The 13,946-nt window shown below is 70.7% G+C and carries 15 protein-coding genes; 10 read left to right on the forward strand and 5 right to left on the reverse strand.

The features are described 5' to 3' along the window. Nucleotides 1-8: 8 nt before the first annotated feature. Entirely contained in the window at nt 9-1,073 is a 1,065-nt protein-coding gene (locus ABFJ78_RS24310) for an alpha/beta hydrolase family protein (RefSeq protein ID WP_436389009.1), read from the forward strand. 213 nt (nt 1,074-1,286) lie between these two features. Here the strand turns inward: ABFJ78_RS24310 and ABFJ78_RS24315 are convergent, their stop codons facing one another. Next, on the reverse strand, nt 1,287-2,213 hold the full coding sequence (locus ABFJ78_RS24315) for a GlxA family transcriptional regulator (protein WP_436388652.1): 927 nt from the start codon (nt 2,211-2,213) through the stop codon (nt 1,287-1,289). On the opposite strand from ABFJ78_RS24315, the gene ABFJ78_RS24320 reads away from it, so the two are divergent. Next, entirely contained in the window at nt 2,208-2,951 is a 744-nt protein-coding gene (locus ABFJ78_RS24320) for an HD domain-containing protein (RefSeq protein ID WP_436388653.1), read from the forward strand. The two genes, ABFJ78_RS24315 and ABFJ78_RS24320, sit on opposite strands and share 6 nt — an antisense overlap. Nucleotides 2,952-2,977: 26 nt before the next feature. Further along, complete coding sequence (locus ABFJ78_RS24325; RefSeq protein WP_436388654.1) at nt 2,978-3,400, forward strand: Rid family hydrolase; 423 nt, start codon at nt 2,978-2,980, stop codon at nt 3,398-3,400. On the opposite strand, the gene ABFJ78_RS24330 is transcribed toward ABFJ78_RS24325, so the two are convergent. Next, complete coding sequence (locus ABFJ78_RS24330; RefSeq protein ID WP_436388655.1) at nt 3,301-3,777, reverse strand: alpha/beta hydrolase fold domain-containing protein; 477 nt, start codon at nt 3,775-3,777, stop codon at nt 3,301-3,303. The genes ABFJ78_RS24325 and ABFJ78_RS24330 overlap by 100 nt on opposite strands. 306 nt (nt 3,778-4,083) lie before the next feature. Then, nucleotides 4,084-4,989, reverse strand: coding sequence for an alpha/beta hydrolase family protein (locus ABFJ78_RS24335; protein WP_436388656.1), 906 nt, complete (start codon nt 4,987-4,989; stop codon nt 4,084-4,086). A gap of 103 nt (nt 4,990-5,092) precedes the next feature. On the opposite strand from ABFJ78_RS24335, the gene ABFJ78_RS24340 reads away from it, so the two are divergent. Then, entirely contained in the window at nt 5,093-5,656 is a 564-nt protein-coding gene (locus ABFJ78_RS24340; RefSeq protein WP_436388657.1) for a TetR/AcrR family transcriptional regulator, read from the forward strand. A 17-nt stretch (nt 5,657-5,673) separates the two neighbouring features. Here ABFJ78_RS24340 and ABFJ78_RS24345 read toward each other — a convergent pair whose 3' ends face one another. Next, the gene (locus tag ABFJ78_RS24345) at nt 5,674-6,252 is read right to left on the reverse strand and encodes a TetR family transcriptional regulator (RefSeq protein ID WP_436388658.1); all 579 of its coding nucleotides are present in this window, start codon (nt 6,250-6,252) and stop codon (nt 5,674-5,676) included. A gap of 49 nt (nt 6,253-6,301) precedes the next feature. On the opposite strand from ABFJ78_RS24345, the gene ABFJ78_RS24350 reads away from it, so the two are divergent. Then, a complete protein-coding gene (locus ABFJ78_RS24350) occupies nt 6,302-7,228 on the forward strand; it encodes an SDR family oxidoreductase (RefSeq protein WP_436388659.1) in 927 nt (308 codons plus the stop codon). Nucleotides 7,229-7,243: 15 nt separating this feature from the next. Here the strand turns inward: ABFJ78_RS24350 and ABFJ78_RS24355 are convergent, their stop codons facing one another. After that, a complete protein-coding gene (locus ABFJ78_RS24355; RefSeq protein ID WP_436388660.1) occupies nt 7,244-7,966 on the reverse strand; it encodes a FadR/GntR family transcriptional regulator in 723 nt (240 codons plus the stop codon). A gap of 125 nt (nt 7,967-8,091) precedes the next feature. Here ABFJ78_RS24355 and ABFJ78_RS24360 point away from each other — a divergent pair, with 125 nt between their 5' ends. The 5 genes from ABFJ78_RS24360 to ABFJ78_RS24380 are packed head-to-tail and all read left to right on the forward strand — an operon-like array spanning nt 8,092 to nt 13,941. Continuing rightward, the gene (locus tag ABFJ78_RS24360) at nt 8,092-8,952 is read left to right on the forward strand and encodes a fumarylacetoacetate hydrolase family protein (protein ID WP_436388661.1); all 861 of its coding nucleotides are present in this window, start codon (nt 8,092-8,094) and stop codon (nt 8,950-8,952) included. A 1-nt stretch (nt 8,953) separates the two neighbouring features. Then, nucleotides 8,954-9,892, forward strand: a complete 939-nt coding sequence (locus ABFJ78_RS24365; protein ID WP_436388662.1) for a VOC family protein — start codon at nt 8,954-8,956, stop codon at nt 9,890-9,892. A gap of 49 nt (nt 9,893-9,941) precedes the next feature. Further along, entirely contained in the window at nt 9,942-11,168 is a 1,227-nt protein-coding gene (locus tag ABFJ78_RS24370) for an MFS transporter (protein WP_436388663.1), read from the forward strand. Further along, nucleotides 11,165-12,811 carry an FAD-dependent monooxygenase gene (locus tag ABFJ78_RS24375; protein ID WP_436388664.1) on the forward strand — a complete coding sequence of 549 codons (1,647 nt, stop codon included), beginning with the start codon at nt 11,165-11,167 and terminating at the stop codon, nt 12,809-12,811. Before ABFJ78_RS24370 ends, ABFJ78_RS24375 begins: the two co-directional genes overlap by 4 nt. After that, nucleotides 12,811-13,941, forward strand: a complete 1,131-nt coding sequence (locus tag ABFJ78_RS24380) for an alpha/beta hydrolase (protein ID WP_436388665.1) — start codon at nt 12,811-12,813, stop codon at nt 13,939-13,941. Before ABFJ78_RS24375 ends, ABFJ78_RS24380 begins: the two co-directional genes overlap by 1 nt. Nucleotides 13,942-13,946: the final 5 nt, after the last annotated feature.

A 13,946-nucleotide genomic window follows, 5' to 3' on the forward strand; every position in this document is an offset into this window, starting at 1 on the left:
TCGTCGAGATCCCCTACCGGGAGAATTCCCTGCCCGGGCTTCTTATCCACGCCCACGGTGACGAACCCCAGCCGCCCATGGTGGTCCACCTGAACGGACTCGACTCGACCAAAGAGATGATCTACGGCACCGGAATTGCCCGCGAGTACGCCCGCCGTGGCATCTCGACCCTGATCGTGGACCAGCCCGGCTCGGGCGAATCCTTGCGGTTGCGCGGCATACCCGGCATCGTCGAGAGCGAACGCTACGGCACCGCGTGCCTCGACTACCTGCTCTCCCGCGGCGACTGCGACCCCGATCGGATCGGCATCGCGGGCTGGTCGCTGGGCGGCTACTTCGCACCACGCGTCGCCGCCTACGAACCGCGGTTCGCGTTCTGCGTCGCCTGGGGCGCCATCTACGACTGGGGCGCCCTGCAGCGCCGACGTCAGCAACAGCTCGCCGAAGCGCCGGCCGAGAGGTCCGTGCCGCGCTTCTGGGAGCACGTGCTCTGGACCTTCGGCCAGACTTCGGTGGAGGGACTGGCGCGCTTCACCGCGAGGATGAACCTCGTCGAGGACAGCCGGCGGATCCGTATGCCGTTTCTCGTGCTGCACGGCAGCAACGACCGCCAAGTCCCGGTCGAGATGGCCCGCCGCCAGTACGACGCGGCGGTCAACAGCGTCCGACGCGAACTGAAGATCATGACCGAGCACGACGGCGGCGTGGAGCATGTCGCCGCCGACAACATCGCCCCGACGATCACCTACATCGCCGACTGGGTTGCCGACGTTGCCTCAACGAGATCGGATCTCCAGGCAGGACTTGCCCGCTTTGACCAAGCCCGCGACACCGACGCTCGCTTCGCCCTCAACGAAGCCTCATCGGCGCCCCATTTCAGACGGGCTACGTCCGCATGCCCGGCTACGCCGGAGGTCAATCGCCATCCGAACGGCCTAACGAGTGACAGTCGCGGGCCCGCCAGCACGTCGCCACCCCCGATGCGCTCTGCGCTGCACCCAAGCGCTGGCGTTAGCCCGCATCAGCAAAGCCCTGAGCTGCACCTTTACCACACTTGGCCATGTTGGGACTGATGCAACTTCACCCAGTCCGCGTTTGTGTGACGGCGGGCGCTAGTTGGCAGGTGTTGCGTGGGTGTCCCTGGGGTTCGGGTGATGCAATGAAATCTGTCATCGACGCCGAGTTTTGCGTGACCCGCGCAACCGCGCCCTAGTTGTTCGTGATGACATTGGATGTCGTCAGGCGGGCACTGGGTTTCGTTGGGTGACGTCGCGACGCGATCGCGATCAGTGCGCGAAGGTGCGGCGGTACGCAGTGGGAGTGGTGCCCAGTGCACGCCGGAAGTGCAGCCGCAGGTTGGCTGCGGTGCCGAGGCCGCACTCGCGGGCCACCGCGTCCACCGAGCGGTCGGTGGATTCCAGCAGTTCCCGTGCCCGGCCAAGGCGGGCGCCGAGCAACCACTGCAGCGGGGTCATGCCCGTCTCCTCGGCGAAGCGGCGCATGAAGGTGCGTTGTGAGACGCCGGCGTGCCGGGCGAGCACGCGCAGCGTGAGCGGCTCGCCGAGCCGCTGCAGTGCCCATTCCCGGGTCGCGGAGAGCGAGGCGTCGCCGGATACCGCTACCGGGACCGGCACATACTGGGCTTGGCCGCCGTCCCGGTGCGGAGCGGCGACCAGGCCGCGGGCGATCTGGTTGGCCACCACCGCGCCCAGGTCGCGGCGCACGATGTGCAGGCACAGGTCGATGCCGCAGCACACCCCGGCCGAGGTGAGCACGTCGCCCTCATCGACGTAGAGCACGTCGCGGTCGACCGTGACGGCAGGGAACTCCCGTTCAAGCTCGTCCGTGTGCTTCCAGTGGGTCGTGGCATGCAGCCCGTCGAGTACGCCGGCCGCGGCCAGCGCGAAGGCGCCCGTGCAGATCGACACCACCCGCCTGCCTCGCTCCCGGGCCTCGGCCAGCACTTCGACGACGGCGTCGGGCGGTCTCACAAGTGGCTCATAGCCGGGGACGATCACGGTGTCAGCGGCGCGCACCTGCGCCAGATCCCCGCCGGCGTCCAGAGCGAAGCCCGCGGTGGTGGCCGCCCTCCCCTCGAGCGCACACACCGTCATCTCGTAGGGAGTCTCCGGCCGCGCGGTGAAAATCTGCGCCGGTATGGCGAGGTCGAGCGGGGTGATCCCGTCCAGCGCCAGTACCGCGACTCGATGCATGGCAAGATCCTATCGAAAGATGGCAAACTTGCCACTCACCAGGTCAGGACCGTGGCCAACACCCTGGAGCGCATGACCGGACCGACTCCCGCCGACCTGACCGCGCTGCCCCGCACGCCACTTGCCACGGCCGTCGTGAACCTGATCCAGCCGCTCGAAACGCCGTCCGTGTTCAACCACAGCATCCGCACCTATCTGTTCGCCCGGCTGGTGGCTGCTCGGCTCGGCCTGCTCGCCGCCGACGAGTACGACGACGATCTGTTGTTCGCCGCCTGCGCGATGCACGACCTCGGCGTAGCGCCGGACGGCCCCCATCGTCAGCGGTTCGAGGTCGAAGGCGCCGACCGGGCCGCCGAATTCCTCACCGCGCGCGGAGTCCCCGCGGCCGACGCCGACGCGGTCTGGCAGGCCATCGCCTTGCACACCTCGTCCGGCATCGCGGAACGCCGCGGCACGCTGTGCGTGCTCGTCCGCGAAGGCGTCGCCGTCGACTTCGGCGGACCGCTGGGAACCGACCACCTCGATGCCATCACCGACGAGCAGGCCGACGCCATCCACACGGCCTACCCCCGGCTGGACATGATCCGCTCACTCACCGACGCGATCGTCACGCAAGCCGCGAAGAACCCGGCGAACGCGCCGCGCTACGCGATTCCCGGAGAGTTCCTCCGCGAACGCGAGACCTCCGGCCGGACCCGGTTGGAACACGCTTGCCGTTCCTCTCGCTGGGGCAACTGACTCGACAAGGAAGGGACAACACCACGATGACCATCGGCACCGTAGAGATCCCGGAGAACTCCGAAGTCTTCGGAGAGACCAGGAACGCCTTCGCGCGCTTCGGCTACTCCGCCGCGGTTCGCGCGAAAGGCCTGCTGTTCATCGCCGGAACGATCGGCCGCCGCAGCGACGGATCCATTCCGGACAGTATCCAGGAACAGACCGAGGCCGCGATCCGCCGCATCGAAGAGATCCTCCACGTGGAGGACCTCGACCTGAGGGCCCTCGTCGACGTCACCAGCTACCACGTCGACATCCACCAGCACCTGCCCGGCTTCAGCGAGGCCAAGCAGCGCCTGATCAAGCCGCCCTACCCGGCCTGGTCCATGATCGGCGTCAGCGGCCTGGCCAGCCCCGGTCTGCTCGTGGAAATCCGCGCGACCGCCGCGTATCCCGACGCATCCCGGTAGGTCGGCGCCCATGGGCCCGGCACGGCCCATCTCCACCTCCGGCTCGTCACCCCGCGGCCAGGAGCCGCCGGATCCAGGCGGACCGGGTCGCCGCTGCTGACGTCGGCGCTGCCCCGGCGTTCGCCGAGCAACGCGGTCCATCCGGTCAGGTTGCTGGTGGCGTCCCAGATGCCCTCGCCGTCGAGTTCCCGGCTGCTCGGCGTGACGAGCCGGTCGTCGAGCATCGGCCACATGAGCACCTGGCCGAACAGCCGGGGCCCGCCGCGGTCGCGGGCGAGCAGTGCCACACCGGCCGCGAGCCCGCCACCGGCGCCGGCCCCGGTGATGACGATCCGGTCCGGGTGCCAGCCGGTACTCCACCGACACCACGACGGCACCGTTGCCGACGGCCCAGTCGAGGGCCGACGGGCTTGAGCACCAACAGCGAAACGTCAGGAGCACCGGCCGGGCCCGGCACGGAGACGTTCCGCAGTTCGACGGTGCCATCGCGCGTCAGATCCTCCCCCGCTGCCGCGAACATCGGGCTGGCCCGCAGTTCCTCGATGTCCTCGGCGGTGATGCTCGGCGAAAGGTGCTCGTGCACGACCGCCAGCACCGCGGCGAGCTCCGGATCGAACGGTGGGTGCGTCCTCGTCATCATCGTTCCTCGGCTGTGGACAAGGAGCGTGGCGAGTGCCGGCCGGTCACTTCGAGTCGATCCTGCCCAGCGGCTCGCCGCTCGCCGCCAGGGCTGCCCGGGCTTCCGGCCACGCCGCGGCGTCAAGACCCAGTGCCGTCCGCAGGTACGCCAGCGTGACCCGCTGGACGAGCGCGACACGCTCGGGACTTTCGTCGGTGGTCCGGGTGTCGTGGGCGCCCTGGATGCCGCCGAGCCCGTGCTCGGCACCGAAGAGGGTCAGCAGATCAGTGGCGCCCGAGCCGAGCCGGAAACCGTCGGTGAACCAGTCCGGACCGCGCACCGTCAGCGGCGACTGGTCGGCGTCGCCGGCAACGATCAGGCTCGGCGTCTTCAGCTCGGCGAAATCCGGGCTCATGAAAGGGAAGTACTGAGCGGCCATCGGGCTCAGGTCGGCTCCGCCGGTCCCGGGCAGGCACAACAGCACCGCCGCCCCGACCCGGGAGTCCGCCTGGCTCTCCCCGGGCGCGCCGTCGGCGCCGATCACCCGCGCGCCCGCCAGCGTGCTCGCGGTCTGCGCGCCCCACGAGTGCCCGGCGACCGCGACGCGATCGTGGTCGACGCGCCCGCCCAGCCCGGGCACCGCGGCTTCGACGGCGTCGAACTGGTCCAGAACGCCGGTCAGGTCCTCGGTCCGGATGCGCCAGATGAACGGGGTACGGGGGTCGTCGGGGGCGAGCCCCAGCGAGTCGAGGTGCGTGGGCTGGATCACGACGAAGCCATGCGCGGCCCAGAAGGTGGCGAGCGGTGCGTAGTCGTCCATACCCAAGGTCATGCCGTGCGAGAAGACGATGACCGGCAGGTCACGGCCCGCGGTGGGCGCGGTGACTCGCACCTGCAGGTCTTGTCCGCGATCGGGCGCCGCGAGCGTGACCGGGCTGACCGAGAGGACCGGGGTCGTCGAGTGGTTCATGAGGAGGGACCTTCCTGTGCGAAGATGAGATATCCGGATCCGTGTTCCACATCAACATAGCGGAACAATGATCCGCTTACCAGTGAGGGAGAAGACATCCCGGATGAGCACAACCGGCAACCGACGCAAGCGGTCCGACGCTCGCCGCAACGAGCAGGCACTTCTCGACGCCGCCGCCACCGTGTTCGTCCGCACGGGGGTCGACGCCCCCGTGCGGGACATCGCCGCCGAAGCGGGCGTCGGCATCGCCACCATCTACCGGCACTTCCCCACCCGCGCGGACCTGGTCGTCGCCGTCTTCCGGCACCAGGTCGACGCGCTCGCGGCCACCACGCCCGCGGCCGGTGAATCCCCGGAGGACACCCTGCGGAACTGGGTCCACCGGTTCGCCGACTTCCTGGTCACCAAGCACGGCTTGGCCGAGGCACTACGCTCCGATCAAGCGGGATTCGAGAGCCTGCACGCCGAGTTCGTCGAACGCCTGCTGCCCGTTCTCGACCGGCTGCTGAAGGCAGCGGCCACGACCGGCCGGACCCGCGACGACATCCGGGCCTTCGACCTGATGCTCGGCGTCGGCAACCTCTGCATCGGAGCCGACACGTTCCCGGGCTACCAGGCGCGGCGCATGATCGACCTGCTCCTCGCGGGCCTCGCGCGGACCGACTAGCGACGGCGGCCGGCAGCTCACACTGAGCGGAGGCGCGGAGCGAGGGCCGACGCCAGCTCGCCGAGGCCGTCGCGGAACATCGCCGGCAGGTCCTGGCGCTCGGGGTCGGTGATCCAGCGCTCGAAGGCCAGCCGGAACACCACGACCGCGGTGTGCGCGACCAGCTTCGCGAGCGGGTCCGGCGTGCCGCGCTCACACAGCGCTTCGGCCATCCCGGCGGCCAGTTCGGCGTGCTTGCTCAAGTCGCGCTCGCGCAGCTCGGCGTTGGCCGACACGAGGTTGTGCCGGACCCGGGCAGCGTCCGTGTACTCCTGGATGATCGCGCACCGCTGCTCCAAGGCGGCGGCGACGGCGTCGACGGGAGTGGCTCCCTCTGGCAGGCCGGCGATGACCGCGACAGCCTCCCGCTGAGCCGCTTCCACGGCGTGGAAGAACACTTCACGCTTGTCGGGGAACAGGCGAAAGAAGGAGCGCTCGTGCATTCCGGCGCGCGCGGCGATCTGAGCCCCGGTGGTCTCGTCGAACCCCTGGGCGGCGAACAGCTCGACCGCGGCCTTGGCCAGCCTGCCCCGCGGATTCGGTTCCCATCGGCCCATGACCGCGAGTCTAGGCGATAGCAGTGACTGCTATTGCAGTGCTACGCTGATGGCAGTCACTGCTATCACGGAGGTCGTCGCCATGAAGGTGTTCCTCACCGGGGCAAGCGGCGGGATCGGTTCCCGGCTCGTCCCCGAGCTCATCGCCGGAGGCCACGAGGTCCTGGGCCTGGTCCGCTCCGACGCCGCCGCGCGGAAAGTCGCCACGGCAGGGGCCAGCGTGCTTCGCGGCGATTTCACCGACCCGGAAACTCTGCTCGCAGGCGCCGGCGAGGTGGATGCGGTGATCCACGTCGCGTTCAACCACGGCACCGACATGGCGCAGTCGGTCGCCGACGAGGCGACGGCCGTCGAGACATTCGGCGCCGCCCTCGAAGGGACCGGAAAGGCGCTGCTCATCGCCTCCGGCACGCCCATCGTGCCCGGCCGCCTCGCCACCGAAGTGGATCCGCCCCTCGCCGCCGATCCCCTGGCCGATTCACCCCTGGGCAGGCGGGGGCGGACGGCCGAGTACGCGCTCGCCTTGGCCGAGAAAGACGTCCGGTCGGTGGTCGTGCGGCTGCCGCGGTCGGTCCACTCCCGCGGCCACCGGTACGGCCTCGCCTCCGCCCTCATCGCCGCCGCCCGCCGCACCGGCGTATCCGGCTACGTGGGCGACGGTGCCCAGCGTTGGCCCGCCGTGCACCATCTCGACGCGGTCCGGCTCTTCCGGCTGGCCCTGGAACAGGCGGAGCCGGGCACGGTCGTGCACGCGGTCGCCGACGAGGGCGATCCGATGCGGACCCTCGCCGAAACCATCGGCGGCCGGCTCGACGTGCCCGCCATCTCGGTGCCCGCCGAGCACTTCGGCCCCGCCGGCGCCGTCTACGCCCTCGACCAGCCGGCCTCGAGCGAGCTGACCCGGAAGAAGTTCGGCTGGCAGCCCGCCCACCCCAGCCTGCTCGACGACCTGGCCGCCGGGAACTACCCGGAGTGACTCAGGGTGTCCCGCTCACCGGGCGGTTTCGGTGTTGTTGTGCTCGTGGATCAGCCGCCGGGCCTCGGCCTGGTCGCGGGCCTCGATCGCGTCGACGAGCCGCTCGTGGAGCAGATAGCGCGCAGCGACATATTCGGGCAGGGGCTGCGTCTCCGTCCCCCCGACGCCGCGGGTGTGCGCCTGGATCAGTTCCAGCAGCGAGACGTAGACCGAGCGCAGGATCGCGCTCGGACTGACCTCGGCGATCCGCCGGTGCAGCGCCCAGTTGGCATGGACGAACGCGACGGCGTCGCCGCTGTCCCGCGCGGTGGCCATCTCCTGGAGGCACTCGCGCATCGTGCGGATGTCGGTGGCCGAGGAGTGCCAGAGTGCGTCGTCGACCAGGAGCGGGTCGAGCGCGTCGCGCATGCGTACGGCGTCGGCGACCGAGGTGGCACTGCCGTCCAGGGCGAGCACGGAGTTGCCCAGCCGCGCGATCGGAGAGCGCTCCGCGGCGAAGATGCCGCCACCCGGCCCGGATCGGGACACGACGAAACCCCGGCTTTGCGCGAGTTTGACCGCTTCGTTGAACGTGCCGACGGAGACCCCGCAAAGCGCGCGCAGCGCCACCTTCGTCCCGAGGTGCTCACCCGGTTCGGCTTGTTCGGCGAGCTGCTGGAGTTTGCGCGCGGCGTACTCCGCCCGGCTCCCGAGGTGCGTGCCGGGCACGGCCATGTGGTCGCTGGTCGCTTCGGTCATGCCACAGGCCTCCTATTCATCATGATCGATGCTAGTGCATGGGTTGACCCGAGCACCGCAACCGGGCACTATGGCCGCAATCAATCATGATTGATAGTTTCGATTTCACGGACGGAGAACCGGTCATGAAGCTGGCCAACGTCGACGGGCGCGCGGTCCTGCTGACCACCGACCACACGGGCCTCGATGTCGAGCAGGTGTCGGACGGCAAGTTCGGGCCCGATCTGCCGTCGATCTACGAGAACTGGGACGGCTTCCGCTCCTGGGCCGACCAAGCACCGGCCGAGCCCGGGATCTCGTTCACCCGGTCACAGCTGGGCCCGCCGTCCCCCGCGCCCGGCCAGATCGTCGCGATCGGCCTGAACTACCACGCGCACGCCGCCGAGTCCGGTTTCGCCGCCCCCGACCACCTGCCGCCCACGTTCACCAAGTTCGTTTCGGCACTGACCGGCCCCGACTCCGAGGTCGTGCTCCCGGCGGGCGGGCAGGTGGACTGGGAGGTCGAACTGGTCGCCGTGATCGGGCGGACCGCGCACCGGGTCGCCGAGGACGAAGCCTGGGACCACATCGCCGGGCTGACCATCGGCCAGGACATCTCCGAGCGGGTCTCGCAACTGGCCGGACCCGCGCCGCAGTTCAGCCTCGGCAAGTCGTTCCCCGGCTTCGCCCCGGTCGGGCCGTGGCTGGTCACCGCCGAGGCCGTGCCGGACCGCGACGACCTGGGGCTCGGGTGCGCCGTCGACGGCGAGACCGTGCAGGACGGCCGCACCCGGGACCTGATCTTCCCCGTCGCCCGGCTGGTCGCCGAGCTGTCCCGGACGATCACGCTCCGGCCCGGCGACCTCGTCTTCACCGGAACGCCGGCCGGCGTCGGCCAAGGCCGGAACCCGCAACGGTTCCTGCGGCCGGGCGAAGAACTGACCAGCTGGATCGAAGGCATCGGCGAAATGCGGCAGACGTTCGTCGCCGAGCAGGAGGAGGCCTGACATGGCACTGCACCGGTTGTCCTCGGTCGTCGTCGGCGTGCCGAACCTCGACGAAACGGCCCGGTACTACACCGACTTCGGACTCACCCCGGTCGACCCGGGTGACACCACCGAGCGCGCGTTCCGCACCCTCGACGGCGGGGAACAGCTGCGCCTGGTGAAGACCCCGGTCCGGCGATTGGTGCGGCTCACCATCGGGGCCGACGACCACGACGATCTGCGCCGGGTGACCGAGCGGCTCACCCGGCTGGGCATCGACGCGGTCCAGGCGCCAGGCAGCGTGACCGCGGTGGAACCCGCCACCGGGGTTCGCGCGACCGTCGCCGTCACTCCGCGCATCGACCAGCCCACCGTTCCCGCGACGCCCTACAACGGGCCCGGGCGACCGGAACGGGTCAACACCCGCGCCCCGGGTGTCGGCCGGACCGGCCCGGTCCGGCCGCGCAAGCTCGGTCACGTCGTCCTCGGCACCACGGACCTGGCCACCACCGAGCGCTTCTTCCTCGACGGCCTCGGCTTCAAGCTGTCCGACCGGATCGCCGGCGCGGGCGCGTTCATGCGCTGCTCCACCGACCACCACAACGTGCTCGCCCTGAGCGCGCCGGTGGCGTTCCTGCACCACACCTCCTGGCAGGTCGACGACATCGACGACGTCGGCCGCGGCGCCATGACCATGCTCGAGGACCACCCCGAACGGCACGTCTGGGGCCTGGGCCGGCACCACGCGGGCTCCAACTTCTTCTGGTACCTCAAGGATCCCGCCGGCAACTTCTCCGAGTACTACTCCGACATGGACTGCGTCGTCGACGACCAGCTCTGGACCCCGGAGACCCTCGAAGGCGCCAAGGGCCTGTTCAACTGGGGCCCGCCCCCGCCGCCGTCGTTCCTCAAACCCGAAGACCTCGGCGCCCTGATGACCGGCGCGCACAGCCTCCCCTGACCACCGCCCCCACCGGATCCGGCCCACCACGCGACAAAGGAGTCCGCTCGTGGCCACTCACCCTTCCCCCCGTCGCGCCGCCGCGGGCCTCGCCCTCGGCGTGTGCATCCTCTTCATCGACGGCTACGACCTGTTCGTCCTCGGCACGGTGGGGCCTTCACTGCTCCACTACCAGCCGTGGGGCGCGACGCCCGCCACCCTCGGGCTGCTCGGCAGCGTCACCGCGCTCGGCATGCCCATCGGCGCGATCGCGGCCGGCTGGGCCGGCGACGTCCGGGGCCGGCGAGCCCCGATGGCCATCAGTCTCGGCTGGATCTCGGTGTGGATGCTGCTCAGCGCGTTGGCACCCTCGCTCTGGCTGTTCGGCGCGACCCGGTTCGCCACCGGGATCGGGCTGGGCGCGCTGATCCCGCTCGTGGTGGCGTTCGTGACCGACTGGGCGCCGCCCGCCCGGCGCAGCCTGTTCGGCGGCATCGCCCTGACCGGGGTCGCGTTCGGTGGCCTCGCGGCGTCCCTGCTGGGCCGGGCCGTCCTCCCGGAGCTGCCCTTCCAGCGGTTGTTCCTCATCGGCGCGGTCCCCTTGCTCCTCACTCCCGTCGTGTGGCGCCTGGTGCCACACGAGGTTCCCGCGACCGAAGCCGACGCGTCCGCTCCGGTCGCCGCCGGGACGGTGTCCCGGCTGTTCGCCCCCGGCTACCGCCTGCCCACGCTCCTGTTCTGGGCCGCGAGCTTCCTGGGCCTGGTCCTCGTCTACGGCGCGAGCACCTGGCTGCCGACGCTCATGGTCAACGCGGGCTACGACCTCAGCTCCTCACTCGAGTTCGCGATCACCTTCAACCTCGGCGCGATCATCGGAACGGTTGTGGTGACCCCGATCGCCGACCGCGGATACCTCAAACCGGTCACGGTGACCTGCTTCCTCCTCGCCGCCGTCGCGATGCTCACGCTCAGCACGCCGCAACCACGGTGGCTGCTGCTGGCCATGTCGGCGCTCGCCGGGCTCGGCGCGCTCGGCACCCAGAACCTCGTCAACACCTACGTCGCGCGCTTCTACCCGGCCCAGATCCGCGGCACCGCCCTCGGATTCAGCCTCGGGGTCGGGCGGCTCGGCGCGATCGCCGGTCCCAGCTACCTCGCCGCCGTCACGGTCCTCATCACGATTCCCGACGCCGGCTTCTACGCCTTCGTCGTCCCCGCGGTCGCCGGTGCGCTCGTCATCGCCGCGCTGCCGGCACGCGCGCGAATCCGGGCTCACAGTGAGGAAGCAGCAGCGTGAACCACCACTACGAGACCGACGTCATCGTCGTCGGCGGCGGACCCGTCGGCCTGACGCTCGCCCACGAACTGGGCGCCCGCGGCGTCCGATGTGTACTGGTCGAGTCCCGCGAAGCCCCCGACAGCGGCTCGCCGCGATGCAAGCAGGTCAACCCGCGCTCGATGGAGATCTTCCGCCGTCTCGGCGTCGCCGGCGACATCCGGGCCGCCTCGGGGCTGCCTTTCGGCTGGGCGGACTCCGCGGTGTTCGCCACCAGTCTCACCGGATACCGCATCGAACGGTTCGACCAGATCTTCGCGTTGTCCGACGTTCCCGCCACCGAACTGGCCGAACCCGCGCAGTGGTGCGCCCAGAACCGGCTGGAAGAAGCGTTGCGCGGCACGCTGAAGCGCCGCACTGGCGTCACTCCGCTGTGGGGCGCCACCCTGACCGGCCTCGAACAGGACGACGACGGCGTCACCGCGGCCGCCACCGGCCCCGACGGCGAGGAACTCCGGATTCGCGGCCGCTACCTCGCCGGAGCGGACGGGTCGCGCAGCACCGTCCGGCGCCTGCTCGGCAGCACGCTCTCCGGCCGCAGTCACGAGATCCAGAACCTCCAGACGACCTTCCGCGCGCCGGGGCTCGGCGCCGCCCACCCCCACGGCCGAGCCGTGCAGTACTGGATCGTCAACGACCGGGTCAACGGCCTGATGGGACCGCTGGACACCGCCGGAACCTGGTGGGCGATCATCCTCGGCGCGCCCGCCGAGCCGTCTCCGGACTGGCTGCGCGACGCCCTCACCACCATGATCGGCACCGCGCACTCGGTCGAGGTCCTCGCGTGCGACCCGTGGACCGCGCGCATGCTGGTGGCCGACGACTACCGCGCCGGCCGCTGCTTCCTGCTCGGCGACGCCGCGCACCTCAACCCACCCTGGGGCGGCTTCGGCGCCAACACCGGCATCGGCGACGCCGCCGACCTCGGCTGGAAGCTCGCCGCCGTCGTCGCCGGCTGGGGCGGGCCCGGGCTCCTGGACTCCTACCAGACCGAGCGCCGTCCGATGGCCGTGCGCACCATCGCCGAGGCCGAGCGCAACATGCGGGTGCTCACCGGCGAACTGGCCCACCCCGATCTCGACGACGACGGCCCGGCGGGCGAGCACGCTCGCGCCGGCGCCGCCACCGCGATCCGGCGGGCCAAGACCGCCGAGCTCTACACGCTCGGGTTCGTGCTGGGCGCCCGCTATCGCGGGTCGCCGCTCATCGTGGACGACGACGGGCCGGCTCCGGACTCCACCACCGAGCACTACCGCCCGTCCGCCGCGCCGGGCGCCCGCCTCCCGCACCTGTGGCTCGGCCCCGGACGCTCCCTCTACGACGCGCTCGGCCCCGGATTCACCCTCATCGAGCTCGGCACACCCGCCGGCCCCGGGTGGGAGACGGCCGCCCGCGAACGCGGCCTGCCCCTCACCCGGCTGTCCCTGCACCGCCCCGACCTGCCCGGGCTGTTCGGTGCCGAGCAGCTCCTGGTCCGGCCCGACCAGCACGTCGCCTGGCGCGGCCACGCCGAGCAGGCCGACCCCGCCGCCCTGCTCGACCGGGTCCGCGGCGCGGCTCCCGGCGAACTCCCACCGCAGCACACCGAACACGGAGGATCGTGATGAGCGAAGAGAAAACACCCGGTATCGGACGCCGCGGCTTCCTCGGCGTGAGCGCCGGGGCCGCCGGGCTGCTCGCGACGACAGCGGCGTTCGGGAGCAACACGGCGTCGGCAGCCCAAACCGGCGACGCGCTGCCCCTGAACCTGCCCGGCATCCCGCTCGCCCAGGACTACGAAGCGCTGCGCGCGCAACGGATGGCCGAGGTCGAACCCGAGATGCGCGCCATCTACGACCGGGTCGCCGCGCAACCACCGCTGCGGCAGATCGGCATCGACGCGATCCGCGCCGGCGGAAAGCGTCCGGAGAACGCGATCGTCCCGCCCGGCGTGACCGCCCGCAACATCGAGATCCCGGGGCCGGCCGGCCCCATCCCGACCCGGATCTGGATGCCCGAAGGTGTCAAGAAGCCGGTCGGCGTCTACCTCAGCACCCACGGAGGCGGGTGGAACTTCGGCAACGGCATGGAATACCACGACGCCGAAGAGGGGCAGCACGTCCTGGACTGGGGATGCGCGGTGGTCCGGCCGGACTACCGGATCGCTCCGGAGCACAAGTTCCCCGCCGCCATCGAGGACTGCTACGCCGCGCTCACCTACCTCGGCCGGCACGGTCATCAGCTGGGGCTGGACCCCTCGCGCATCGGCGTGGGCGGAGGGTGCGCGGGCGGCAACATCGGCACGGTCATCTCCCTCATGGCCCGGGACGCCGGGGAGAAGCTGCCCGTGATCCAGTTCCTCTGGTCACCGGCCTGCGACATGCGCAACAACTACCAGTCCCATGTGGAGTTCGCGAACGGCTACGGCCTTCGGCTGGACGACGCGGACTTCGTGAGCCAGAACTATCTCGCGGTGCGCGAGAATTCCTACAGCTGGAAGGCTTCGCCGATCCTGGCTCCCTCGTTGAAAGGCGCGCCACCCGCCCTCGTCTGGGTCGGCCAATGGGAAATCCTGCACGACGAGACGATGGCGTACGTGAACCGGCTGCGTGAAGCCGGCGTCCGCGTGCACCTGTTCGAGGGCCCGCACCAGGGGCACGGCTTCCTCTACCTCTACCCGGACACCCAGTACTCCCGCGCGACGCGGCCGCAGATCGACCGGATCATGCGCCGGTACATCGGTCCCAGGACGTGAGGCCC

Source organism: Amycolatopsis sp. MEPSY49 (assembly GCF_051337345.1).
Classification (GTDB): domain Bacteria; phylum Actinomycetota; class Actinomycetes; order Mycobacteriales; family Pseudonocardiaceae; genus Amycolatopsis.

Bases quoted from the DNA above. Each gene is read 5' to 3' on its own strand.
- ABFJ78_RS24365 (WP_436388662.1), top strand. From the start codon at position 8,954: ATGGCACTGCACCGGTTGTCCTCGGTCGTCGTCGGCGTGCCGAACCTC.
- ABFJ78_RS24360 (WP_436388661.1), top strand. From the start codon at position 8,092: ATGAAGCTGGCCAACGTCGACGGGCGCGCGGTCCTGCTGACCACCGAC.
- ABFJ78_RS24335 (WP_436388656.1), bottom strand. From the start codon at position 4,989: ATGAACCACTCGACGACCCCGGTCCTCTCGGTCAGCCCGGTCACGCTC.
- ABFJ78_RS24345 (WP_436388658.1), bottom strand. From the start codon at position 6,252: ATGGGCCGATGGGAACCGAATCCGCGGGGCAGGCTGGCCAAGGCCGCG.
- ABFJ78_RS24355 (WP_436388660.1), bottom strand. From the start codon at position 7,966: ATGACCGAAGCGACCAGCGACCACATGGCCGTGCCCGGCACGCACCTC.
- ABFJ78_RS24350 (WP_436388659.1), top strand. From the start codon at position 6,302: ATGGCAGTCACTGCTATCACGGAGGTCGTCGCCATGAAGGTGTTCCTC.
- ABFJ78_RS24315 (WP_436388652.1), bottom strand. From the start codon at position 2,213: ATGCATCGAGTCGCGGTACTGGCGCTGGACGGGATCACCCCGCTCGAC.
- ABFJ78_RS24380 (WP_436388665.1), top strand. From the start codon at position 12,811: ATGAGCGAAGAGAAAACACCCGGTATCGGACGCCGCGGCTTCCTCGGC.
- ABFJ78_RS24340 (WP_436388657.1), top strand. From the start codon at position 5,093: ATGAGCACAACCGGCAACCGACGCAAGCGGTCCGACGCTCGCCGCAAC.
- ABFJ78_RS24320 (WP_436388653.1), top strand. From the start codon at position 2,208: ATGCATGGCAAGATCCTATCGAAAGATGGCAAACTTGCCACTCACCAG.
- ABFJ78_RS24325 (WP_436388654.1), top strand. From the start codon at position 2,978: ATGACCATCGGCACCGTAGAGATCCCGGAGAACTCCGAAGTCTTCGGA.